The 24550-nt window shown below is 37.4% G+C and carries 20 protein-coding genes; 1 reads left to right on the forward strand and 19 read right to left on the reverse strand.

Translation table 11 applies throughout. The features are described 5' to 3' along the window. The 17 genes from ACK4HO_RS09205 to ACK4HO_RS09285 form a co-directional block, all read right to left on the reverse strand. Positions 1-1489 (reverse strand): penicillin acylase family protein (locus ACK4HO_RS09205; protein WP_409665117.1); only part of this gene is annotated, 1489 nt, incomplete at its 3' end. Positions 1490-1591: 102 nt separating this feature from the next. Continuing rightward, the gene (locus ACK4HO_RS09210; RefSeq protein WP_409665119.1) at positions 1592-2692 is read right to left on the reverse strand and encodes an agmatine/peptidylarginine deiminase; all 1101 of its coding nucleotides are present in this window, start codon (positions 2690-2692) and stop codon (positions 1592-1594) included. Further along, the gene (locus ACK4HO_RS09215; RefSeq protein ID WP_409665121.1) at positions 2679-3554 is read right to left on the reverse strand and encodes a carbon-nitrogen hydrolase; all 876 of its coding nucleotides are present in this window, start codon (positions 3552-3554) and stop codon (positions 2679-2681) included. The genes ACK4HO_RS09210 and ACK4HO_RS09215 overlap by 14 nt, the downstream gene beginning before the upstream one ends. 119 nt (positions 3555-3673) lie before the next feature. Further along, a complete protein-coding gene (gene kynU, locus ACK4HO_RS09220; protein WP_409665122.1) occupies positions 3674-4951 on the reverse strand; it encodes a kynureninase in 1278 nt (425 codons plus the stop codon). Positions 4952-5188: 237 nt separating this feature from the next. Next, a complete protein-coding gene (gene queA, locus ACK4HO_RS09225) occupies positions 5189-6238 on the reverse strand; it encodes a tRNA preQ1(34) S-adenosylmethionine ribosyltransferase-isomerase QueA (RefSeq protein WP_409665124.1) in 1050 nt (349 codons plus the stop codon). A 209-nt stretch (positions 6239-6447) separates the two neighbouring features. Beyond that, a complete protein-coding gene (locus tag ACK4HO_RS09230; RefSeq protein ID WP_409665125.1) occupies positions 6448-7677 on the reverse strand; it encodes a 3-phosphoshikimate 1-carboxyvinyltransferase in 1230 nt (409 codons plus the stop codon). A gap of 78 nt (positions 7678-7755) precedes the next feature. Next, complete coding sequence (locus tag ACK4HO_RS09235) at positions 7756-8082, reverse strand: nucleotide pyrophosphohydrolase (protein WP_409665127.1); 327 nt, start codon at positions 8080-8082, stop codon at positions 7756-7758. 1 nt (position 8083) lies between these two features. Next, a complete protein-coding gene (locus ACK4HO_RS09240) occupies positions 8084-10024 on the reverse strand; it encodes a DUF3858 domain-containing protein (RefSeq protein WP_409665129.1) in 1941 nt (646 codons plus the stop codon). Between the two features lie 52 nt (positions 10025-10076). Continuing rightward, positions 10077-12077, reverse strand: coding sequence for a DUF3857 domain-containing protein (locus tag ACK4HO_RS09245; protein ID WP_409665131.1), 2001 nt, complete (start codon positions 12075-12077; stop codon positions 10077-10079). A 5-nt stretch (positions 12078-12082) separates the two neighbouring features. Continuing rightward, entirely contained in the window at positions 12083-13990 is a 1908-nt protein-coding gene (locus ACK4HO_RS09250) for a DUF3857 domain-containing protein (RefSeq protein WP_409665133.1), read from the reverse strand. A gap of 50 nt (positions 13991-14040) precedes the next feature. Beyond that, positions 14041-14493: a D-aminoacyl-tRNA deacylase gene (dtd, locus tag ACK4HO_RS09255; RefSeq protein ID WP_409665134.1), complete on the reverse strand. Its 453-nt coding sequence runs from the start codon at positions 14491-14493 to the stop codon at positions 14041-14043. A gap of 22 nt (positions 14494-14515) precedes the next feature. Beyond that, complete coding sequence (gene rsgA / locus ACK4HO_RS09260; RefSeq protein WP_409665135.1) at positions 14516-15493, reverse strand: ribosome small subunit-dependent GTPase A; 978 nt, start codon at positions 15491-15493, stop codon at positions 14516-14518. Positions 15494-15596: 103 nt separating this feature from the next. Further along, positions 15597-17252 carry a hypothetical protein gene (locus ACK4HO_RS09265; protein ID WP_409665137.1) on the reverse strand — a complete coding sequence of 552 codons (1656 nt, stop codon included), beginning with the start codon at positions 17250-17252 and terminating at the stop codon, positions 15597-15599. A gap of 104 nt (positions 17253-17356) precedes the next feature. Continuing rightward, on the reverse strand, positions 17357-18439 hold the full coding sequence (locus ACK4HO_RS09270) for a chorismate mutase (RefSeq protein ID WP_409665139.1): 1083 nt from the start codon (positions 18437-18439) through the stop codon (positions 17357-17359). Positions 18440-18475: 36 nt separating this feature from the next. Next, positions 18476-19618, reverse strand: a complete 1143-nt coding sequence (locus ACK4HO_RS09275) for a pyridoxal phosphate-dependent aminotransferase (protein WP_409665141.1) — start codon at positions 19616-19618, stop codon at positions 18476-18478. Further along, positions 19615-20442, reverse strand: coding sequence for a prephenate dehydratase (locus ACK4HO_RS09280; RefSeq protein ID WP_409665143.1), 828 nt, complete (start codon positions 20440-20442; stop codon positions 19615-19617). The genes ACK4HO_RS09275 and ACK4HO_RS09280 overlap by 4 nt, the downstream gene beginning before the upstream one ends. Positions 20443-20675: 233 nt before the next feature. After that, positions 20676-21608: a M20/M25/M40 family metallo-hydrolase gene (locus tag ACK4HO_RS09285; protein WP_409665145.1), complete on the reverse strand. Its 933-nt coding sequence runs from the start codon at positions 21606-21608 to the stop codon at positions 20676-20678. Between the two features lie 127 nt (positions 21609-21735). Here ACK4HO_RS09285 and gldA point away from each other — a divergent pair, with 127 nt between their 5' ends. Further along, complete coding sequence (gene gldA / locus ACK4HO_RS09290; protein ID WP_409665147.1) at positions 21736-22635, forward strand: gliding motility-associated ABC transporter ATP-binding subunit GldA; 900 nt, start codon at positions 21736-21738, stop codon at positions 22633-22635. Positions 22636-22667: 32 nt separating this feature from the next. Here gldA and ACK4HO_RS09295 read toward each other — a convergent pair whose 3' ends face one another. Next, a complete protein-coding gene (locus ACK4HO_RS09295) occupies positions 22668-23417 on the reverse strand; it encodes a head GIN domain-containing protein (protein WP_409665149.1) in 750 nt (249 codons plus the stop codon). Positions 23418-23428: 11 nt separating this feature from the next. After that, positions 23429-24517, reverse strand: a complete 1089-nt coding sequence (locus ACK4HO_RS09300) for an acyloxyacyl hydrolase (RefSeq protein WP_409665150.1) — start codon at positions 24515-24517, stop codon at positions 23429-23431. Between the last annotated feature and the right edge of the window lie 33 nt (positions 24518-24550).

Below are 24550 nucleotides of genomic sequence, written 5' to 3' on the forward strand. Positions count from 1 at the left end.
TTGGTTGGTTATTAGAACTGTACACATAATGCCATGGTGGATTTATTGCCTGCGGATTTTTAGCAAAAGGAAACCATTCTTTCTTATCATCGATACCATTGGCTCCGTTGAGGATAAAATTAGCATTGACACTCTTAGGTAATTTATACAATTTCCCCGAAGTAATCCAAGCGATATTGCCCTTGGCATCACCGTACATAATATTTAAACCCGGTGCGTGAATCAACTCGATACTTTTATGAAAACTCTCTAAGTTTTTAGCATGAGACAATTCATAAACGGCATCAAGAATTTGGTTTTTTTGTTGGGTAAAAATCCAATGCATCGCCACAGACTTATCGGTTTTCAATCCGTCAAGCAAGCCAGTGATTATCGGTCCGTGACTGCTGGTTTTGACATTAAGTTTGACATCGGTACTGTCTTTGACTTTGATGGTTTTTTGTTGGTAGGTGTAATTTTTAAATCCTTCAGGCGTTTTGTATTGTTTTGGATTATTCGGATTTTCTTCTTCTTGAAAGAAATCAACATCGTCATTTTCAAACATGGTTAAGCCATAAGCATAGTCTCGATTGTGTCCCAAAAGCGGAAACGGTGTTCCGGCGATGTAATACCCATAAATTTCATAATCAGGGCAAACGATGTGGGCTTCGTACCAAGTTCCGGGTTGCGAATACATGATGTGTGGGTCATTGGCCAAAATGACTTTACCGTTTTTGGTTTTTTCGCCACCAATTACCCAACTGTTACTGCCTATAAAAGCGGGCACCGGAGAAGTTTCGAGCAAACTCGCTACTGCTTTTGAGATTTCGCTGTATTCTTTGTATTTCCCTTGAAACGATTGCAATTGTTGGGTTCCCAATTCACCTTGGATTCCGAAATCTTTTAAATATTCCATGCCAAATCGGTCGCGAATGTCGGTTAGCAACGGATCGGTTTTTTGTGCCATGGCAAAACTGAACGACATGAATCCGAAAATATTGTAAACATCTTTTAGGGTGAATTTTTCTTGTTCAATTCCGAGTAATTTGATTTCGATTGGCGTTTTTCCTTCGGCGACATATTGATTGATTCCGTCGAGATAGGCTTGCGCCAAAATATACGTTTGCGAATCTTTATCCAACTGCGCTACTGCCTTAGCAGAATTTTCATCGATGCCAATTCCGGCAAAGAACTTATCTGTTTTTAAAGCTGCTCCACCAAAAATTTCTGAAAGTCTTCCCGGACCGATGCGTCGCATGAGTTCCATTTGCCAAAGTCGGTCTTGCGCGTGAACATATCCCAAAGTCGTCAAAGCATCTTTTTGGTTGTCGGCATAAATGTGCGGCACGCCATAATCGTCGAAGTAAACTGTGGTTTCTTTGCTAATATTTTGCATCGTCAATTCGCCTTCATAATCGGGTTTGCTGTATTGCAAATAGCTTGCGCCGACAATAAGGATTAGAACAATAAGTAATAAAATGACAAGCAGGATTTTCTTAACGAGTTTCATGGAGATAGTGATTGAATAACAAATATAAGGATTTCGGATTTGAGTATTAAAAACAAAACCCTTTCAGTTTCCTGAAAGGGTTTATTGTCATTGAAAATTGTTTTATGCAAACACAACTTCCGGTTCTTGTTGGCTTAAACAATGGAAACTGCCTAATCCCCAAATAATATCGGTTGAATCTATCCCAACTACTTTTCGTGATTTAAAACAATCTTGGAGTATGTCTAAAGCCTTAACGTCGTTTTTATCATCTCTGAATGTTGGGACAATTACTTTTTCATTGGCTATATAAAAATTGGCGTAAGAAGCCGGCAAAATTTGGTCTTCATAAATTACTGTTTTTGGCATTGGCAGCTCAACAATGTTTAATTGTTTGCCATTTTCCAATCGCATTTTTTGTAGCAATTCCAAATTTTCTTTTAATATCAAGTGGTTTTCGTCGTTTTTATTTTCCTCGATAACCGTTACAACAGTGTCTTCATTGACAAATCGGGTGATGTCATCAATATGTCCGTCGGTATCGTCACCGATTATACCGTCATTGACCCAAAGAATATGTTCGACACCATAATAATCCATCAGGTACTTTTCTATTTGAGATTGGCTTAAATGAGGATTTCTGTTTTGGTTTAACAAACAAGCTTTGGAAGTTAACAATGTTCCTCTGCCGTTGAATTCAACACTTCCGCCTTCCATAACAATTCCGGGATTAAAAACCTGCAATACCAGTTGTTTCCCAATTAGTGTTGGAATTACATCATCTAAATCGTAAGGAGGATATTTATCACCCCAAGCGTTGTAACCCCAATCTACTATAGCTTTCTCTTTAGAATTATGATTTAACAAAAAAGCAGGTCCGTGATCACGACACCAAGCATCATTCGTTGGATTGAAATAAAAAGTAATTTGGCTTAGTAAATATTCTAAGTTGGTTACTTTTTGAGCATAAACAGCATTTTTTAGTTGTGCCAATGCAAAAGCTTTCATGCTTTCATCTTTTACATTAATGCAAACCTTTTGATGGTCGGCCACTTGCAAAATAAACTCGCAATAGGGATGGTATATGGTATTGATTTTTCCCGGCCAAGATTCTTCTTTGTGTGGCCAAGAAAGCCACAATGCTCGTTGAGGCGCAAATTCTGCCGGAAAATAAAATCCTAATTCTTTAGGTGTTTGCATGATAGAATAATCAATCTTCGTCAATAAATCTTTTAGTGATTGGCTGGTAACTGTCGATTCTTCTGTCTCTTAAGAAAGGCCAATGCATGCGAAAATAATTGGATTCTTTCAGGTCAAGATTGGTCACTGTAGTTTCTTCGTTTTCATGAGAAGCTAAATAAAGTAATTTGCCTTGAGCGTTAGCTACGAAACTTCCGCCCCAGAATTTCATGGCACCATCTTGTTCAAAACCAACACGATTGACACTCACCACAGGTACGCCATTGGCTACTGCATGAGAACGTTGAATGGTTTGCCAAGCATTGTATTGGTCTTGGTTGGTTTCTTCATCTTGAGAAGTTGCCCAACCGATGGCAGTTGGATAAAATAAAATTTCTGCACCCATTAAAGCGGTTATTCTTGACGCTTCCGGGTACCATTGGTCCCAACAAATTAATACGCCAATTTTAGCAAACTTAGTTTGAAAAACTTTGTATCCTAAATCGCCTGGAGTGAAATAGAACTTTTCATAAAAAGCCGGATCATCCGGAATATGCATTTTTCGGTATTTGCCTAAGTAAGTTCCGTCGGCGTCAATAACTGCCGTTGTATTGTGGTAAAGTCCTTCGGCTCTTTTTTCAAATAAAGAAGCGATAATGACCACGCCTAATTCTTTAGCCAATTCACACATAATATGGGTTGTTGGTCCGGGAATGGCTTCGGCTAATTGAAAATTATCATAATCTTCCACATCACAAAAATATAATGAGGTGAAAAGTTCTTGCAGACAAACAATTTGTGCGCCTTTTGAAGCAGCATTTCTTATTTCTCTTTTGGCTTTATCTACATTGGCTGCTACATCTTTTGAGCAGGACATTTGCACTAATCCAATTTGTACGTTTGTCATTTTATTTTATTTTCTGCAAAGTTAGTGTTTATGGTAAATTTTTGAAACTATTTTTTAAAACTGCTTATGATCAAAAAACAATCTGTTAATCAACGAGTTGTTTACACAAAATCCTATTTTTATTTCGCTAAAATACCTTGTTTTAAAATCTGTCCGAAATCATACATATCCTCATAAGAACAATAAAATGGTGCCGGCGCTAAACGGATTACATTGGGTTCGCGCCAATCGGTGATTACGCCGTTTTTCATTAAATAATCGAACAAACTTCTGCCTTGACCGTGAAGAAAAACCGAAAGTTGACAAGCGCGTTCTTCTTGGTTACTTGGCGTAATGATTTCAAATTCGGTGCCGTCAATATCTTTATCAATTTCGTGAAGGATAAATTCTAAGTAAGCGGTCAATTGGTTTCGCTTTTTGATGAGTTTTTCCATGCCAACTTCGGCAAACATTTCTACGGAAGCCAAATATGGTGCTAATGACAGTATCGGCAGATTACTTATTTGCCAACCGTCGGCGCCATGAACGGGTTCAAACTGAGGTTCCATTTTGAAACGACGCTCTTTGTTGTGTCCCCACCAACCGGCAAAACGCGGTAAATCGGCGTGGTGGTGTTTTTCGTGTACGAAACAGCCTGAAGCATTTCCCGGTCCGGAATTCATGTATTTATAACTGCACCAAGCGGCGAAATCTACGTTCCATTCGTGTAATTTTAATTCGATATTTCCGGCAGCGTGTGCCAAATCGAATCCGACGATGGCGCCGGCTTTGTGTCCGGCTTCGGTGATGGTTTTCATATCGAAAACTTGTCCGGTATAATAATTTACGCCACCAATTAATACTAAAGCCAACTCATCACCTACTTCACTAATTTTGGCTAAAATATCTTCTAAGCGAATGTTGTGTTCGCCTTCTCTTCGTTTGATTTCTACTATGGCATCTTCTGTTTTATAGCCGTGAAAATTGACTTGGCTTTGGAACATGTATTGGTCGGAAGGAAAAGCTTTTTCTTCGCAAATGATTTTATATCTCTTAGCGGTTGGGTTGTAAAAAGAGACCATCAACAAGTGTAGATTTACGGTCAAGGTGTTCATTACCGTGATTTCTGAAGGTTTGGCGCCTACTATTCCACTTAACGGATTGGCAAATCTTTCGTGGTAATCCCACCAAGGTTTTTCGGCGTAGAAATGACCTTCCACGGCTAAATTGCCCCAATCGTTCATTACGTCTTCTACATATTTTTTGGTGCGTTTGGGTTGTAACCCTAAGGAATTTCCGGTGAAGTAAACCACGTTTTTGCCATTGTGCTGTGGGAAAATAAATTCGTCTCGATAGTGTTTTAAGTCGTCTTGCGAATCGAGTTGTTGAGCAAATTCGCGGGTATTTTGAAAAGTCATAGTGTTTAGTTTGAGGTGTAAAAGTATTGAAAAGTAGTAATGTGACAAAGCAACTGGGTGATAAAGTGACTGAGTAGCTGAGTGACTGAGTGACTGAGTTTTTTGACCCATAGATTGTCTCTAGCCCTGATGGGAGCAAGCTACCGTGTAGCGCGGACAGCAGGAATAGGGTTTAAAAAAAGGCCCGAACGATTGGCTCCCAAAAAAAATCCCAACATTACTGTTAGGATTATAGTTTTAGATGATTAACATCGCGTCACCGTAAGAATAGAAGCGGTATTTTTCTTTGATGGCTTCTTCATAGGCTTTTTTCATTAAATCGTGACCACAGAAAGCTGAAATCATCATTAACAAAGTTGATTTTGGCGTATGGAAATTGGTAATCATACAATCGGCTATGCTAAAATCGTACGGTGGAAAAATGAATTTGTTGGTCCAGCCCGTATACGGATTCAAGGTTCTTGCTGAGGAAACTGAGCTTTCGATGGCGCGCATTGACGTAGTTCCAACACAGCATATTCTGCGTTTTTTTTCTTTGGCCGAATTCACTATATCACAAGCTTCTTGGGTGATGATTAGTTCTTCGGAGTCCATTTTGTGTTTTGATAAGTCTTCTACTTCTACCGGATTGAAAGTACCTAATCCTACGTGTAAAGTTATTTCTGCAAAGTCAACGCCTTTGATTTCCAATCTTTTCAGTAAGTGTTTGGAGAAGTGTAAACCGGCAGTTGGTGCGGCTACTGCGCCTTCTTCTTTAGCATAAATCGTTTGGTAACGCTCGGCATCTTCTTCGGTTACTTCGCGGTTGATGTATTTTGGAATTGGGGTTTCTCCCAGTTCGGTTAGTTTTTTTCTGAATTCGGTGTACGAACCGTCGTAAAGGAAACGCAAAGTTCTACCACGTGAAGTGGTGTTGTCGATAACCTCAGCGACTAATGAATCATCTTCACCAAAATACAATTTGTTTCCAATTCTGATTTTACGTGCCGGATCTACCAACACATCCCAAAGGCGTTGTTCTGCATTGAGTTCTCTTAATAAGAAAACTTCGATACGCGCGCCGGTTTTTTCTTTGTTACCGTACATACGCGCCGGAAAAACTTTGGTATTGTTCAAAATCATCACATCTCCATCATCGAAATAATTGATGACATCTTTGAATAATTTGTGTTCAATGGTTTTGGTTTTTCGGTTAACGACCATCAATCTTGATTCGTCGCGGTTTTCTACAGGAAATTCAGCAAGTAATTCGGTGGGTAAATTGAATTGAAAGTGAGATAATTTCATCTAAGAATGTTTAAAAGTTTAAGCGAAAAGTTTAAGGTTGTAAAAAACTTAAATATAAACGCCTGCAAATATACTACTGTGAGATAGGCGTTGTCAAGTGTTTTGGGGTTTATTTTTTTAATTAAGTTGCTGAGTGCCTGAGTTGCTGAGTTGCTGAGTGATTTTCAACACACAATTTGTCAAACTTAGTTACTCAGACACTCAGTTTCTCAGATACTTTCTATTTGAAATCCGATGCTTTTTAAATCTTCCCAAAAAGTTGGATAGGATTTTGAAACGACTTCGGCTTCTTCGATAATGATGGGAACTTTTAGTGCCAATGGTGCGAAAGCCATGGCCATTCGGTGGTCTTGGTAGGTTTTGATGGCAATATTTTCGTTAATCGTTGATGATGGTTCCAAAGTCAGACTGTCATTGGTTACGGAAATATTGGCTCCGAGTTTTGTTAGTTCAACTTTTAAGGCTACGAGTCGGTCGGTTTCTTTGATTTTTAGCGTGTGCAAACCGGTTAAATGACAACCAATGCCTAATCCGAAGCAAGTTACGGCTATGGTTTGGGCGATATCGGGAGAATTGTTAAGTTGTAAGTTGTAGGTTGTAGGTTGTAGGTTATGAGTTTTGCGTAAAAGAATACTATTGCTTTCAAAAATGGTTTCGACTCCGAAAGTTTTATAGATTTCTTCCAAAGCGCTGTCGCCTTGTAAACTGTTTTGTTTGTAGCTCGATAAAGTGATTTTGGTTCCGATTGGGGATAAAGCTGTAATGGCGTAAAAATAGGATGCAGATGACCAGTCGGATTCTACAGTTAGGGATAAGGGATGAGGGAAAAGGGATAAGTTTTTGACTGTGATTTTATTTCCGACAAATGAAGTTTCTACTCCTATTTCATTGAGCAAAGCCAAGGTCATTTTGATATAAGGAACAGAAGTGATCTCGCCTTCCAGGGTTAATTCTAATCCGTTTTCTAATTTGGGCGCGATGAGTAACAATGCTGAAATGTATTGGCTACTAACATTGGCCGGAAGGGAAACTTTGCTTTGCGTTAGTTTTTTTCCTTTAATTCTGATAGGTGGAAAACCTTCATTTTCTTCGTAAGTGATATCGGCTCCGAGTTGTTTTAGTGCTTCGACTAAAATTTGAATCGGGCGTTCTTTCATTCGGGTTGAACCTGTTAGAATTACTTCCCGATTTTCTTGTATGGCAAAATAAGCAGTAAGAAATCGCATGGCAGTTCCGGCGTGATGGATATCGATTATCTCATCGCTTGAGGCCAATGCATTTAACATTACTTCTGAATCATCGGAATTGGAAGTGTTTTCCAACACCAAATTCGGATACAAAGCTTGCAATAACAACAAGCGATTGGTTTCCGATTTGCTTCCGGTTATTTTGATGGAAGTTGGATTTTGGATGTTGGATGATTTTAAAAGTAAATTCATTTGCAATTTTACAGAGTTAAGCAGAGAAGCACAAATATACACAGAGAAACTCCCGACTTCCAACTTCTGACTCCCAACTTATTTCAACTTTTCGTTATTGTGATGGCGGTCGTGGTCGCGATTGGTTTTTAAGTCCATTTTTTTATCAAACGCAGCTTGTAAATCGATGCCGGTTTGGTTGGCTAGGCACAAAACCACAAAAACCACATCGGCTAGTTCTTCGCCAAGGTCTTTGTTTTTATCGCTTTCTTTTTCAGATTGTTCTCCGTAACGACGGGCTATAATTCGGGCTACTTCGCCTACTTCTTCGGTGAGTTGGGCCATATTGGTCAACTCGTTAAAATAGCGCACACCATGGTTTTTGATCCAATTGTCTACTTCTTGTTGGGCGTTTTTAATATCCATCTTACATTTTCTTTAAAACTATTTTCTCGGTTTGTTTGTTGACTAATTCTTTGAAGAAACTTTTTAAAGCTTCATAGTATTCCGGTTCTATAACAGCATTATTGATGTCAATGGTATAACTCAGTTGTATTGTCTTTTCGTTACTCGAGATATTGTACTTGAAATTGGCTAATCCATCAGGCATACTTACCGATTTAGGTTTAGGCAAGGTTTCCAAAGTGTATCCTTCAGGGATGGTTAAAGAGACGTTGTATTTGTCTTGGTGAGGATATACAAAATCAACCGGATATTCTCTAACCTCTTGCTTAAAAGGATTCACAGTGAGGGCGAAAAACAAAAACGGGGAAACATACATTTTATCTCCGATAACTTCAACGCTGTTATTCGTGGTAAAATTATAGTTTTCAATTATGGGTTTGGTGAATTCAAAATTATTTTGAACTTCATAATTGGCCACTTCAATTTCGCTGTATTTTTTTTCTAACCTGTCTACCAGACTTTCTTCGGCCAATCCATTATATTGGTCTCTGTAAAGATAGGCATTGTAATCAAAATATTGGTGTCTGATTTTTCCTTCTGCTTGTCCTTCCGGATTAATTTGCGCAATAATATTGATTATTTCTTTAGAATTCAATTTGGGCATCAAATCAATTTCTGAGGAAGAACCGTCTTCTTTGATGACTCTGCCTTTCCAATTTAAGTCGCGAACGGGTAATATATTAATGGCTGAATTTTTATCCGTAGCGTCTAACAGTAGACTTTCTTGGTCGTCAAAAGCATTGACAATTACGCAATTAAAAATAGATTTATTAGGAAAATAAGCCAATCCATTCTCTCTGGTGCTGATTAGCACCGGATAGGCTTCTACACCGGCCATTTTGAGCATTGACAACAAGATGAAATTGATTTCGGCTGCATTCCCTACTTTTTCCTGATACGCTTTTGCTACCCCTTTTTTGGTATAGTATCCGTATTTCTCGTCCCAATTCATTTTATTTTTAACAAAGGTAAAAACGGCGTTTATTCTGTCTTTGGTGGTGAAATCTTTTTTGATTAAAAGCCTTAAATCATCCATAAAATAAGCGGTCTCTTTTAATTCTTTCCCAAATCGTTCGTCTTCGTAAATTGATTTGGCAACATTTTCCCAGGTTGTTGATATTTGTTTGGGTTCTTGTTCCGGGTATCTTATCACTTCTAGTTCATGCTCTATCTTTCCGTAGTAATTATTGATTGAATTTACGTATTCTTCATCTTTTAAAGCAGGTATATCTTTAGCGGTGTATTTAGTAACGATTTGATTAAACCTCATCACTTTGCCCACGTTTGTTTTATCAACCTTACTGTTAAATGACTGAGAAGTAGGTTCTATATCATAGGTGATTTCCGGTTTGACAAATCCTCTAACCATTCCTTTATAAAGGTAAAACTCGGGAATTTCAGATATATACTCGGCATAATCTACGGGGATATTGTACTGGAATTGGAAATCCGGTAAAACAGAGATGTTTTCAGATTTCAAGCGGTATTTTAATTCGATAATAGAACCTTCTTTTACATTGGGAAAAGTAATGGTTCTTTTGGCCCAAAACTCGTTGATTACCTTTTTAAATTTACTTTGATTGACTACTTTCTCTTTAACGATTTCATCACCTTCTAAATTATAGGTGTAAGCACTAAGAATATCAACAAATTCATCATTAAGATTTTCGTAGCCAACATAATACGGAATGTCAAAATTGCCCCATTCGAAACCTTCTTTTTTATAAATTTTTATTTTTATTTCAAAATCAGTTGCCGAAACAAATCCGTTTTCTTCATAATAAGTAAAGGTAGTTTTCGCCTTTTTAAAAATCACAACTGCAGCAGCAGCAGTATCTTTGTCATAGAGTTTTTCTGCTAACTCTTCTTTCTTCACTTTGCCCAAAACAGCTTTTTGAGCCATTGAATTAAGGCCTACAAGAATAAAAAATAAGCAAAAGATTCTACCAATCATGCTACGCTTTTTTGAGAACTATTTTCTCCGTTTGTTTGTTGACTACTTCTTTGAAAAAACTTTTTAAAGCCTCATAGTATTCCGGTGTAATGATAGCAGAATTGATATCTAGCGAATAAATCAATTGCAATTGCGTTCCGTTATTGGAAACATTGTATTTGAAGTTTGCTAAATCGTCCGGCAAGCCTACTGCTTTGGGTTGTGGCAATGTTTCTACTACATAGCCTTCGGGTACAGTTAAACTAATTAAGTATTTGTCTTGGTTAGGGAATACAAAATCAACCGGATATTCTCTGGTTTCTTGTTTGAATGGATTTTCCTCTAATGTAAAAAACAAAAAAGGCGAAATATACATTTTATCTCCAATAATTTCGATGTTCTTCTCAGTTGAGAAAGCGTAATTTTCTACAATTGGCTTGGATAAATCTGTTCTATTTTGCATATCATAATCGGAAACCTCAAGTCCTTGATTTCGCTTTTCTATTCGCTCTACTATACTTTCGTTATTGATGCCGCTGTTTCTGTCTCTATAGGAAAAGGCATTATAATCAAAATATTGGCTTCTGACTTTTCCCTTAACTTGTCCTTCTGCATTGATTTGACCCATGATGTTGACCACTTCTTTTGAATTAAATTGTGGCATCAAACCGATTTGAATTGAAGAACCATCTTTTCGTATTAATCGACCGAACCAATTTAAATCGCGAATAGGCAAAATATTTGGTAAAGCATACTTATTGGTAGCATCAAACAAAATCACTTTTCCGTTGAGTTCAACCCCTGAAATAACATAATCAAATGCCGTTCTGGAAGGGAAAAGCGAAATCCCGTTGCCGCGAGTACTCAGTAAAACCGGATTGGCTTCGAAACCGGCAAAACGAAACATGGAAGTCATCATTAAATTGATTTCTGCTGCGTTGCCCACTTTATCCTGATAGGCTTTTCTAACGCCAACGTCACAACTATAACCATGATAATCATTCCAATTCATTCTTGATTTGACAAAATTAAAAATGGCGGCTATCTTTTCTTCTGGCGATGTTGTTCCGGCTAAAACTGCCTTTAAATCTTCCTCAAAATAACCTGTTTTATTTAATTCGGGACCAAAGCTGTCATTTTCATAAATTGCCTTCACTACATTTTCCCAATCTGAAGACAAATTCTTGATAGGTTGATTGGGATATTGAATAGAATTTAATTCGTGTTCAATACTACAGGTGTAGTTTTTAATATTATTGACAAATGATTCATCTTTTAAAGCAGGAACGTTTTCTATTGTATAAACAGAGGTCGTTTCCGCGTAGCTGAATTGTTCATTGGAAAAGCCCGTAGTCGTAACATTTCCTTCCGATCTTTCTTTGCTGGTAGTGTTTATTATTTTGGTAGTACTACTGGTTTCATACTTTGGCGCTAAAAACCCTCGCATTAAAGGTTTGTAAACATAATATTCCGGAATCACTGTTTTGAATTGACTGTATAAAACCGGAATACTGCTTTGAAATTCCCAATCCTCGAGTACGCCTATACTTTCTGACTCTAAGGTATATTCAAACTCCACTATTGATCCTTCTTTAACATTAGGCATCGCAATCTTTTTTCTGCCCCAAAATTTGTTGATTTTCTCATCAAACTCACCGTCACTCTTTAGCTTTGTTTTTTCAATTTTTCCCTCTACTAAATTGTAGGTTACTGCGTCTTTAAAATTTAAACGCTCTTTAGTATTTCCGCCAATATAGTAGCGAACAGCTTTGTTGGCCCAATCGTATCCTTCTTTTTTATATATTTTAATCTTGGCTCTGACTCTGGTTTTCATTACAAAACCTCTTCCGTCTAAATATTCAAATCTAACCTCGCCTATATCAAATAATACTGCTGCTGGTGCTGAGGAATCAATTGGACAAACTTTTTCGCTTAATTCTTCTACGGTTACTTTACCCAATTCACGTTTTTGGGCAAAAGAGGTGAAAGAAGTCAATAAAATAAGGATAATGATTTTTTTCATGGTGGTTAGGATTTTGAAATGACAGTTTTTGAATTATCTAATTTGGCTATGGCTTCTCTGAACTTTCTGTAACTTTCGTATTTGGCACTTTCGTAGAATCCTTTTTTGATTACCAGTTTTCGTTTGCAAATTATTGTTTTGGGATTCAATGAGACAAACTCTATTTTATATTCCCCAAATTCGGTTTTGAGTTCGGCATTATTGGGTTTTGCTTCAAAAATATAGCCTTCCGGAATGCTAATCTCAATTTCATCCTCATCGGTATAGCCTCTGATGACTTCAAAGGGAAATTCACGGGTTTTGTATTTCTTAGGCACATAACTGTTTTGGTCAAAGGCATTGAGTGCAAACATCAGCTTTCCGGCAGAGTTTTGGGCATAACTTTCCGCTTCCATTTCTAATTCTTCCGTAAACTCAATCTTATTTTTGTCGTTAGTCAGTTGCATTTTTTTGATAGACAAGTTGTTGATATTGGCAAACTCATCTTTGTAACTTCTGGTCTGATCTTCCTTACTCATTCGCTCTTTACCAAAAGAATGATCGTATTGTATACCTTGAGAAATCATTTTAATTTTTCCGGTCAATTTGCCTTCTTGATTCACAGAATATGCGCCTTTTATCGTTCTCAAACTTTCGGTTTCTGTGTATGTTTTGGTTTTTACAATTTCACCGCCTTCGGGTTTGATTATAAAAGCATTTCTATCGTCTGTAAAATCTCCTTGAAACCCAAATGGATTAGTTTGACTGGTGCATTCGAGCCAAACATAATTTGATTTATCGGGGATGGCTAAAATGACGTGATTGCTTTGGAAAGAAACGATGTCGGTATGAATATCTCTTTTGCTGGTGTCGCCGTATAACCTTGCATAATATGACTTTACGCCTACCTCATCCAATAATGTTTTAGTGTAATTTGTTAGTGCTTTACAATCGCCGTAGCCCAGTTTATCGACGTCTTTCGCCTGCATTGGTTTCCAACCTCCGATACCTTCTTGAATGCTTACATATCTTGTTTTCTCTTGAACATACTTGTAGACGATTGCCGCTTTTTTCATCGGATCACTTTCATTACCAACCAACGCCTTTATTTTTTCTTTGGTTTCAATAGGCAAATCTGCAGTTCCGGACAATATTTCTTCATAAAACCATTTTCCCATTTCACTCCATGAATTGGCATGACCATTTACGCCTTCCAGACTAAAGCTGGTTAAACCAAACATAACTTTGGGAAATAAATATTCGAAATCAGGGGACAATTCTTCGTACTTTTTCGCCGTTAAATTTTTGGCCGAATAAGTTATTCCTTTATCCGTTTGTGTCTTTTCTATTTGAAACTTTGATGAAAAATTTAATTCCTTTGCATTGAGTTTTAAATCAGGCAAATAAGAGATTGTTAATATCGAAGCCTGAGTACTCACTAAATACCCTTGGATAGGACTCCAAGAGGGAATAAAAACAGTATTATTGGTCTCAATTTCCGAAACAAATTCCACCGTAAACGGATAACTTACAGGAACATAATCAGCATAAAGCATTCTGCTGTCAGAAAAAACAGTTCCTCCGTCAGTAGTACTTTGGTCTTTAAAATCTTTGCGTTTGATTGTTTTTAGCTCTTTGCCAAAAGCATCAAAGACAACCGCCTCTATTTTTAGTATTTTTTGACTCTTATCATAGTTCTCAGATAAATCCAAACTCCTCAAACCCAATTCATTTAAAACCGTAGTGACTATTTTAGATTTTATTACCATTTCTTTTTGAGAAGGAATAGAAATATTAACCTCGTTCAGGCGAATGACAGCATTGGCATTTTGCTTTAAACTGTCGGGAATAAGCATGGTCGCATACTCTAACTTTTGGGCTTGTACGGTAAAAGAAAAGAAAAGCAAGAAAAAAGGTAAAACGCTTAGTTTCATTTGTACTAAATTTTACCAAATATAAAAAAATTATGATTTTATTTATAATCTTATTCCTTAATTTTTGTGTCGATGATTAAAGTCACCGGACCGTCATTTAATAAAGATACTTTCATATCGGCGCCAAATTGTCCGGTTTGGACTTTTTTCCCCAATTCGGTTTCCATTTGGGCGACAAAACTGTTGTATAATGGTATCGCAACATCCGGCTTAGAAGCCTTGATGTAAGATGGGCGATTGCCTTTTTTGGTTAAGGCATGAAGGGTAAACTGACTTACGATGATCATCTCGCCGTTAGTCTCTTTTAAAGAAAGATTCATTATGTGATTGTCATCGGCAAAAATTCTGAGATTAGCTATTTTAACGGTTAACCAATTAATATCTTCTTGATTATCTGAATCTTCAAAACCTACCAAGACCAATAACCCTTGCTGAATATCGGCTACTTTTTGACTTTCAATAGTTACTGAGGCTTGTGAAACTCTTTGGATTACTGCTTTCATTTCAATTAAAAATTACTGAACACTACTTTCGGGTTTCATCGCTAGCAACTCGGTCATCGTTGTAAATATCCGAACGGTAATGTTCATCGTCACCTTCGAGAATTTTGAGGTAACTATTGTAACGTGACCAAGCAATTTTATTGTCTTCCAGAGCTTGTTTTACAGCGCAATGCGGTTCTTCTTTGTGCAAACAGTTATTGAATTTGCATTGGTCTTTCAACCTAAAAAACTCAGGGAAATAATCGCTGATTTCCGAAGGTTCCATATCTACTATTCCAAATCCTTTGATTCCGGGAGTATCTATAATTTTAGCATCAAAAGACAAATCATACATTTCGGCAAAAGTCGTCGTATGTTGTCCTTGTTTGCTTTGTTCCGAAATGTGTTTGGTTTTTAAATTCAAAGTAGGTTCCAAAGCATTGACCAAAGTTGATTTTCCAACACCCGAATGTCCCGAAAACATACTCACTTTTCCGGTCATTAAGGTTTTCAATTCGGCAATACCTTTTTTCTCAACCGCAGAAACTTTCAAACATTTGTATCCAATTTCAGAATAAATATATTGCAAGTACATCTGCTCGTCTCGCATGGCATCATCAAAAGTATCAATCTTGTTAAAGACCAAAACCGCTTCAATCCCGTAAGCTTCGGCAGTAACCAAAAACCTATCGATAAAACTGGTAGTCGTTGGCGGATTATTTATAGTAATCAAAAGGAAAACAACATCAATATTAGAAGCAATGATATGCGTTTGCTTAGACAAATTCACCGATTTACGAACGATATAATTCTTGCGGTCGTGAATGGTATTGATTGTACCCGTGATGTCATCTGAAGTATCATCCAATTCAAAATCGACTATATCGCCTACGGCTATTGGGTTGGTGCTTTTAATGCCTTTCATACGGAACTTTCCTTTGATACGACATTCATAGAATGTATTATCTTCGGCTTTGACGGTGTACCAACTTCCGGTAGATTTATAAACGAGTCCGGTCATTTTTTGAATTTAGGATTCAACAAAGGTAAAAAAAATGAAACTGTAATGAGTTTAAAGTTTGTTTCAAATAAAAAGGCTGTGAAAAAATCACAGCCTTTAGGTTTTAGTCCTCTAGAATCATACGTCCCAGTTTGTCTAATTTTCTTCTCGAGGAATAAATGATAAACTCATTTTGATTTTTGCGGTAATAAATACCCGGACGCAAAACCAATTCGTTCTTAATTACTTCTTCCGGATCTTTTCTGGTGATTTGTCCTTTAGCATCAAAGATGAAAAGTGATGGAACTGCATTGTTGTAATTGCCTAATGATTTGATTTCTTCAATATCGGTAACGCCTTTATTTTTAACATTATCATTGAAAAGCAAATTCAAAACACCATCTTTATATATCGGAATGGCTCCTAAATATTCAGGTCCTTTACCCATTTGTGCCAAAGGAATAGCCAAGGCCATACCTACTGAAAAGTTTCCATTACCACCAATAGCTCCAAAGGCAAACGACATAGTCGTTACCGTAGCCGATTGTTCTTTTGGTAATACATTACTCCAATCTAATGAACCATCCGGTTTAAGACAAGTAACGATAATTTCGTTTTTAGTATAAGTTACCGGAGTAAAAGCCAATGGTCCGATACCTGAGCTTTGTCCAACATAAACAAACTGTAATTCAGACAAGACGATGATACCGCCGTCATTCTTTTCAATTAAGGTTGTGATGCTATATAAAGGTTTTAAGTCTTTTCCTTTTTTGGCTCTTCTTTCACCCAATAATTTTACTTTGGTAGCATAATCAAACTCATTGAATTTTAAGTTGTCATTTACATTCGTGGCCAAATTAATAGTCGCATTATAAACGCCTTTTAATTCCTTATTGGCTTTTCCGTTGTCGCGAACACTAGAGTAAAATCCAACCAATTGAAGTGTATTTTTGTTGGTTGACATCATCTTACAGTTGATGATTTCTTTGCCTTTGATATTGATATCTACTACTTCTTTTACATAGTTGTTGGCTTTTTTGAAAGCGTGGATTTGGAATTTTTCCACTTGCTCTTTCTTTTTAGAATCACGGTAGCTTTCATTGATTACTAAGAACACGTCATCTTGAAAATTCAATTCAAAATCAGAGATAGTAAACTCATAATCTTTCTTGCTGTCGTCAAATTTCACTTTCTCCTCACTGCTGAAAAGAGTGGCTAATTTGTCGTCAAACAATTTAACTTCATACTTAATGGCGTCTTCTTTTGGAAAACGAGACGTATGCATGATTAATAACGCACCTTCATCAGGAGATTGTTTAAAATAAAATCCGCCACGCTCTGACTTTTTAGCCACTTCAGAATTGAATAAGGTCACGGTTGTTTTGCTCAAAACCCCTTTTTCTGAAATTTCAGTTCCGATAAGATTGAAAATTTTTTCTTTTTTGTTGTAAACACTTCCTATGGCGAAAAGCTTCCCGTTTAATAAAAAAATATCTTCAAAGTCAACCTCTTTATCGCTGATTTGTGGAATGACAATAGGATTAGACGAAATGATTTTCATGGTTTTTGATTCAAATATTTTCAGGAAATAATCATCCTTTTCTTTGAATCCGAGGGCGTAAATTTTATTACCGCTTTCCCCAATAATCTTTACGATTTTTTGTTTGTCTTCCGGCAATTCTTCACCGTAAGTCATGTTGATTTTGTCAATTTTGTTTTGTGCATTCAAGCTTATGCAACTGCAAACAAAAAAGACAAAACCTAAAAAGGTTTGTTTCATTTTGGTTGTTTTAAAATTAGAGATTGTTTTTATTGTGGCGCAATGATACAAAAAAAACCGGCCAAAATGCTGACAGGCTTTCTTTTTAACTTAACGAAGGCAAATTAATTATTAATGACTTTCTCCTGATGTGTAATACTTTCTTGGTGAATTGCCTTGAAAATCTTTAAGATAAACTCCTCACTCAAGCCTTTTTCTTCTCCGTCTAAAATCATTTTTCCTAAGATTTCGTTCCAACGTTTATTCTGCAAAACCGCCACGTTTTTTTCTTTTTTTAACGCTCCGATTTTGTCGGCGACTTTCATTCTTTTGCCTAAAATCTCCAGTAATTTTCCGTCATATTCATCAATATCGATACGGAATCTGGCCAAACGATTGTTGTAATCATCGGCATCATCAGTTACTTTACGGATTCTCAAATCTTCAAAAATTTGTTTTAAAACCTTAGGTGTTACTTGTTGGGCCGCATCGCTCCAAGCATTATCAGGATCGATATGGGTTTCTATTATTAAGCCATCATAATTCAAATCCAAAGCTTGCTGCGACACTTCCTGAATCATATCGCGTCTTCCGGTAATATGCGACGGGTCACAAATCAAAGGCATATCGGGAAAACGGCTTTGTAATTCGATAGCCAATTGCCATTCGGGGATATTTCTGTATTTGGTTTTGTCATAAGTCGAAAAACCTCTGTGGATAACGCCCAGTTTTTTGATGCCTGCGTTGTACAATCTTTCCACACCGCCAATCCATAGCGCCAGATCAGGGTTCACCGGATTTTTCACCAAAACAATTTTATCAGTTCCTTCCAAAGCATCGGCGATTTCCTGAACGGCAAAAGGGTTTACGGTTGTTCTTGCTCCAATCCAAAGCACATCGATATCGTGTTCCAAGGCCAATTTTACATGAGCTGCATTGGCCACTTCGGTCGCCATTAACAAACCAGTTTCCGCTTTGGCTTTTTGTAACCATTTTAAACCGATGGCTCCAACACCTTCAAATCCTCCCGGACGCGTTCTGGGTTTCCAAATTCCCGCACGATAGATGGACACGTCAGAATCTTTCAATTCGTGGGCAATCTTCAACACTTGTTCTTCGGTTTCCGCACTACATGGACCGGCAATTACCAAGGGATGATTCAATTTGAAATCATCTAACCACTTTCTGTTGTCTGCTGTAATATTCATAGCGTTTTATCTTTTGTAAAATTAATTTCTTTTAGTTTAAAATCGGGCAATTGCTTCTTCAATTTTTTCTTCGGTAACGCAAAGCGAAAATCGGATATAGCCTTCGCCATTGCTACCAAAAATAATTCCGGGTGTGATGAAAATATGTTTCTCGATTAAAACCTTATCGATGAAGGCTTCGGCTGAAATACCTTCGGGCAATTTGGCCCAAACAAACAAACCGACACTATTTTTATCGAAAGTACAATCCAGCTTTTCAGCCAATTGGAAGATTAGATTTCGGCGTTTGGTGTAAATTTCGTTTTGCTTGCCAAACCAATCTTTGCCCAATTTCAAAGCTTCAATCGCACCTTTCTGAATCCCGTAAAACATCCCGCTGTCCATGTTGCTTTTGACTTTCAACACCGCATCAATCAGTTTTGAATTTCCCATAACCATTCCCACACGCCAACCCGCCATATTGTAGGTCTTGGATAAGGAATTCAATTCTAAAGCGATGTCTTTGGCACCGTCAATCTGCAAAATCGAAATCGGATTATCATTCAACACAAAACTATACGGATTATCATTGACGATTAAAATATGGTGTTTTTTTCCAAAGGCAATCAGTTTTTCAAATAACGCACTTGTGCCATTCGCTCCCGTTGGCATGTGCGGATATGAAACCCACATGAGCTTGACTTTAGACAAATCTTTTTGCTCTAATTTTTCAAAATCGGGTTGCCAATCGTTGGCGGCTATTAAATCGTAATTCAATGCTTTGGCTTGGACCAATTCGGTTACCGAAGCATAAGTCGGATATCCCGGATTGGGAATCAAAACCTCATCGCCTTCGTTTAAAAAAGCCAGTGAAATGTGCATGATTCCTTCTTTGGAACCCATTAACGGTAAAATCTCCTTATTGAAATCCAAATTCACCCCAAACTGATTCGCATAAAAATCGGCCATGCCTTTTCGCAATTCGGGCAAGCCTTGATAACTTTGGTATTCGTGGGCTTTGTCGTCATACATGGCTTGGCTCATGGCTTCCATGACGGTTTTGTCGGGCGCCAAATCGGGACTACCTATGCCCATGTTGATTACCGGTTTTCCTTCGGCTATGAGTTGGCGTACTTCCCGTAATTTTCTGGAGAAGTAATATTCTTGAACGCTGTTTAATCGGTTGGCGGTTGTTATCATGGTGTTCCTCTTTTGTATTCACCCAACACTTTGAAATGCGTGGTCATTAGGGCTAAAATATTTTTGGCTTTTTCGTAATGTTTGTACTTTTCAAAAATCACATCCACAAAAAAAGAATACTGAAAAGGCGTTTCTATAATTGGCATCGATTGGATTTTGGTTAGGTTCAGTTTGCAGTTGTTCATTACATTTAAAACCGTGGCCAAACTTCCCGGAGTGTCATCCAATTCAAATTTAATTGAGGCTTTATTGATTTCCTCTTTCGGGAATTCTTTATTAGTGGTTTTTACAATCACAAATCGAGTTTTGTTACTTTGCACGGTGTGAATGCCGGCAGCCAATATTTCTAAATCATACAACTTAGCGGCTATTGGAGCGGCAACAGCGCCTATTCCGGTGAGTTTTTGTTCTTGAATTCGGCGCGCAGTTTCGGCAGTATCGCCACTTTCAACCAATTTGATGTGCGGATATTGGCTAAAGAAAACGGCACATTGCAACAACGCAATCGGATGCGAATGCACTTCTTTGATGTCTTCAATTTTTTGGCCTTTTAACACCATTAAATTCATGTGAATGTCGAGATAATGCTCGCCAATAATGTGCAGATTGTTTCGGTCAATTAAGGCGTAATTCGGAATAATCGAACCGGCGATAGAATTCTCCAACGCCATCACGCCTTTCTGCGAACAATTGTTCACCAAACTTTTCACCAAATCATCAAACGACATGCATTCATCTAAATCATTTACCTGCTGAAAATATTCCTGCGCGACTTGGTGGTGAAAAGAGCCTTTAATACCTTGAATAGCGATTTTTGTTTCCATAGAGTCAAAAAAAAAAAATCCCGATTTGCATCGGGATTGTATTTTTAGTTAATTGAATTTAATTGATATAACTACACGACAATCCCGTTTCTTTTCCAGAAGAAATAAAAAGAATTGTTATAATATGTAGCGTTTTGTACCATTTTGTGTTTTGTTCTTTGGCTAAAGTAAAAAATTAAAGTGTAGGTTTTACAAGACTTGGTAAAAAAAGTTGCGGAATCGTTTTCGTAAAATTAATTGCGTTTTAGTTTTTCAATTCGTGTTGGTGTATCTTTTCCGTTGACAATAGTTTCCGAACTGAGCGCAATCGCTTTGATGATTTCGGTCATGTTGTCTAAATCCAAAGTCGAAACCTCATCGCTTAATTGATGGTAATTGGTTTCGGAATCCATCTTTGAGGTCGAAATCGTATGCGCCGGAACGCCAACCGCTGCTAACCTCGCATTATCCGAACGGTAAAAAAGTTGTTCTGTAGGATATGGATCTTCGTAGAAATTAAAATTCGTGCCTTTCAAATTCTTTTGCAAAATGGTCCCGAAATCTGATTTATCAAATCCGGTAATGTAAGCGGAGTTTTTGTTCCACTTACTTTCTGTTCCTATCATTTCAATATTAAACATCGCCACTACTTTATCGGGATTGATGTTTTTGGAAAAATAGCCAGCACCATATCCACCAACTTCTTCCGCAGTGAAAGCTACAAATATAATCGTGCGTTCGTTTTGATTCAATTCTTTAAAATATTGTGCCAAAGCAATCACCGCTGTTGTTCCCGAAGCATCATCATTGGCACCATTATAAATAGTATCATTGCCACCACTTGTGGTTCCTAAATGATCATAATGTGCCGAAAAAACCACAAATTCCTCCGGTTTTGATTTGCCTTTTAATACGCCAATTACATTGTTAGCTACTCTGCCTCTGGCTTTAAACTCTTGCTTGTAACTGGTTAATCCTTCGTAATAATCGAGTCCAATTTTAGCAAATTCCTTCTCTATAAAAACAGAGGCCGAGTCGATTCCGGCGGTAAAAACTTTTCTGCCTTGCATTTTGTCTGAAGCCAATTCGGTTTCAATTCGGACTACTTCCGCTTTGGAGATAACCGGTTTATTTTGGGCTTGACCCAAAAATCCACACGCAAGAAGGACTAAAAGATACTTTTTCATCGATTTTAAATTTATTAGAATGGTAAATATAGGAATCTAAATTTGGTTTGAAAAAGAAAGTTAATCTCATCAAAAAAAATTAGTTGCTGTTTTTTTTCTCTTTACATTTGCTCCAAATATTACGTTTATGTCGATAGAAGTTCAAAATATTTCCAAAAGTTACGGTGCCCAAAAAGCATTAGATAATGTTTCGTTTTCCATTAAAAAAGGAGAAATCGTAGGTTTTTTGGGTCCGAATGGTGCCGGAAAATCAACCTTGATGAAAATCTTAACGACTTATATCAACGCCGATGAAGGTACGGCTGCGGTAAACGGCAATGATGTAAACGAAGCACAAATCTTGGTGCAAAAATCCGTTGGGTATTTACCCGAACACAATCCGTTATACTTGGATTTATACGTTCGCGAATATTTAGCTTTCAATGCTGATGTGTATAAAGTCGCCAAATCGCGTATCGAAGAAGTAATTGAATTGACCGGTTTAACGCCGGAAAGTCATAAAAAAATCGGACAATTGTCTAAAGGTTTCCGCCAGCGTGTAGGTTTAGCGACAGCGCTTTTACACAATCCCGATGTTTTGATTTTGGATGAACCAACCACCGGATTAGACCCAAACCAATTAGTTGAAATCAGAAATGTGATAAAGAATGTAGGGAAAGACAAAACGGTTTTTCTTTCCACGCACATCATGCAAGAAGTAGAAGCCATTTGCGACCGCGTAATCATCATTGACCATGGCAAAATAGTAACCGATAAAAAACTGGACAAACTGGTTTCTGAAGAAAAAGAGCAAATCATCGAAGTCGAATTTGACAAAGCCATTGACGCAGCTTTATTGGCCAATTTAGCCAACATCAAAACCTACAAAAATAGTGGTGATAACCTTTGGTTACTAACCTTCAACACCGAAGAAGACATGCGCCCGAAAGTATTCGACTTTGCTCATGACAACGGATTGAAAACACTTCAAATCAGCTTGAAAAATAAGAATTTGGAGCAGATTTTTAGGGAGAAGACTAAGAAATAGTGTTCAGTGTTCAGTTGCTAGTGTTCAGCAAATTAAGGATAAATCACATTCCCTTGGTACAATTCGGCAACATCAACAATTGGCGGAACGTTTTTTAAGATAATATTTCCGGTGCTGTTCATCGTTCCTGTAATGCTTTGAATTGGATTTACCACCATATCATTGGAACCGCGGTGAAACACTTTTATATTTTGCGCAATTAAATTCTCGGCTTCAATTCTTCCATCGCCAAAATAGAAATTAAAAAGGCCTTCTTCTGTCTGTCCTGAAATATAGTATCGTGATACATTGTTGTTTTCTATCACTAACTGGCCATTGTTAACGGCGATATGAAAATCTCCCGTTCCGGCACCACTTTCTCCATCACCATCTTTATCAAAAGCCTTTAACCTCAAAACAGGAAAAGTCAAAACCCCATTCGAGCTGATGTTTCTATCGGTTTTTGAATAGACTTCTTCCAAGGTTGGCGTGGTTACCAAAATCTTAATCGTACCATAAGAACGAACCCAATTGCAGCTACTGTCGTCTTTAAAAATCAGTTGGTCTCCGTTTTGAATCACTTGTACATTACCAATAAAATTCTCTCCGGCTACAATTTCCACTTTGTGCTCCAAACCTTGTGTGATAACCACTTCAATGCCTCGATATACTTTGATTTTTTTGAAAGCTTGCACTTCCACTTCTTTGGTAATGATAGTGCCCGTACTTTCTACACAATCACTTGGTTTTTCACAAGCGTTGAGTATCCAAAACAATACAATCAATAAGGAAATTTTTTTCATGATGCTACTTTTTATAATCGGTAACCAATGCCAAATTCTAAAGCTTCAGCCAAAAACAAATGCGTTTTGATAGTAAATCCGCCAAAGATTTTCTTGGTGAAATAATATTTTATCCCAACCCTATCATAAATCGGAATGTCCTTTTTAAACGGTTGGTAAGCATAATATCCTATTTGGGCTTCGAGCGAAATGCGATTAATCAGCAACTCGTGCCCAATAAAAATTCCGATTCTTTTGTAATCCGTATTGGCATCAATATTGTCCTCCGGATAAGCTACCGAATAATATTTGATATACTCCTGAATAGAATTGGTCAAAAACAATTCGGCACCCAACTGCAAAGCCGACTTTCGATTCAAACGTTTATCGGCATAAAAACCAATGTGGTAAAAAGGAAATTGCCCACTTCTGATAATCGGATTTTCGTTAATTCCAGTTCGGAGAACAAAATTATAATGTATCGGTTCTTTATAACTTTTCTGAACCGTTGTAGTATCGACTTCACGTTTCAAATCATCAGCAAAATTATAACTTACCCCAAGATTCAGCACATAAGTATTAATGCCGCTATTAGGCGATTTCACCCTGCCGTTGGAATAATGCGTGAATAAAAGTCCGGCTTGAAATCCTATGTTTTTAAACAAATTTTGATGGTCATAGGCCAAACCAATATTGGTATTGCCCATGAATTTACTCCCAAATGCCTTGTTCCTGCTGTTCTCGACTTTGTCATACGGATTGGTGGTGTAGGCAATTCCTTGGGATAATTTCAGTTGCAAACGTCTTTTCCAAAAGTAAAAATTGTACAAAGCGCCAACGGCGTAATTTTGTCCTAAAGCCTCACTTTTAAAATCCTGATACAAAAAATATCCGCCATAATCGGGGTAATTGTAAGCGCGATGCCACTCTTTAGAACCATCCGTTCTATTGACCAACGACACCATAAAACCTTTCGGATGACCGTTGACCAAATGGTACATATCTTCCGTATGTGGTAAAATATTTCCCCTTAAAACAGCCGCTTCAATAGCAAAAGGATTAGCATTTTGAGCAAAACCCGAAATGGCAAACAATAATAAAAACAGGTAAATCTTCTTCATCCTAAAATTTAAAACGCACAAATATAATGGAAT

The sequence above is a fragment of the Flavobacterium sp. genome (assembly GCF_046296355.1).
GTDB lineage: Bacteria > Bacteroidota > Bacteroidia > Flavobacteriales > Flavobacteriaceae > Flavobacterium.

Excerpts from the sequence above, each read along its gene's own strand:
- ACK4HO_RS09215 (WP_409665121.1), bottom strand. The coding sequence starts at position 3,554 with ATGACAAACGTACAAATTGGATTAGTGCAAATGTCCTGCTCAAAAGAT.
- kynU (WP_409665122.1), bottom strand. The coding sequence starts at position 4,951 with ATGACTTTTCAAAATACCCGCGAATTTGCTCAACAACTCGATTCGCAA.
- queA (WP_409665124.1), bottom strand. The coding sequence starts at position 6,238 with ATGAAATTATCTCACTTTCAATTCAATTTACCCACCGAATTACTTGCT.
- ACK4HO_RS09230 (WP_409665125.1), bottom strand. The coding sequence starts at position 7,677 with ATGAATTTACTTTTAAAATCATCCAACATCCAAAATCCAACTTCCATC.
- ACK4HO_RS09235 (WP_409665127.1), bottom strand. The coding sequence starts at position 8,082 with ATGGATATTAAAAACGCCCAACAAGAAGTAGACAATTGGATCAAAAAC.
- ACK4HO_RS09240 (WP_409665129.1), bottom strand. The coding sequence starts at position 10,024 with ATGGCTCAAAAAGCTGTTTTGGGCAAAGTGAAGAAAGAAGAGTTAGCA.
- ACK4HO_RS09245 (WP_409665131.1), bottom strand. The coding sequence starts at position 12,077 with ATGAAAAAAATCATTATCCTTATTTTATTGACTTCTTTCACCTCTTTT.
- ACK4HO_RS09250 (WP_409665133.1), bottom strand. The coding sequence starts at position 13,990 with ATGAAACTAAGCGTTTTACCTTTTTTCTTGCTTTTCTTTTCTTTTACC.
- dtd (WP_409665134.1), bottom strand. The coding sequence starts at position 14,493 with ATGAAAGCAGTAATCCAAAGAGTTTCACAAGCCTCAGTAACTATTGAA.
- rsgA (WP_409665135.1), bottom strand. The coding sequence starts at position 15,493 with ATGACCGGACTCGTTTATAAATCTACCGGAAGTTGGTACACCGTCAAA.
- ACK4HO_RS09265 (WP_409665137.1), bottom strand. The coding sequence starts at position 17,252 with ATGAAACAAACCTTTTTAGGTTTTGTCTTTTTTGTTTGCAGTTGCATA.
- ACK4HO_RS09270 (WP_409665139.1), bottom strand. The coding sequence starts at position 18,439 with ATGAATATTACAGCAGACAACAGAAAGTGGTTAGATGATTTCAAATTG.
- ACK4HO_RS09275 (WP_409665141.1), bottom strand. The coding sequence starts at position 19,618 with ATGATAACAACCGCCAACCGATTAAACAGCGTTCAAGAATATTACTTC.
- ACK4HO_RS09280 (WP_409665143.1), bottom strand. The coding sequence starts at position 20,442 with ATGGAAACAAAAATCGCTATTCAAGGTATTAAAGGCTCTTTTCACCAC.
- ACK4HO_RS09285 (WP_409665145.1), bottom strand. The coding sequence starts at position 21,608 with ATGAAAAAGTATCTTTTAGTCCTTCTTGCGTGTGGATTTTTGGGTCAA.
- gldA (WP_409665147.1), top strand. The coding sequence starts at position 21,736 with ATGTCGATAGAAGTTCAAAATATTTCCAAAAGTTACGGTGCCCAAAAA.
- ACK4HO_RS09295 (WP_409665149.1), bottom strand. The coding sequence starts at position 23,417 with ATGAAAAAAATTTCCTTATTGATTGTATTGTTTTGGATACTCAACGCT.
- ACK4HO_RS09300 (WP_409665150.1), bottom strand. The coding sequence starts at position 24,517 with ATGAAGAAGATTTACCTGTTTTTATTATTGTTTGCCATTTCGGGTTTT.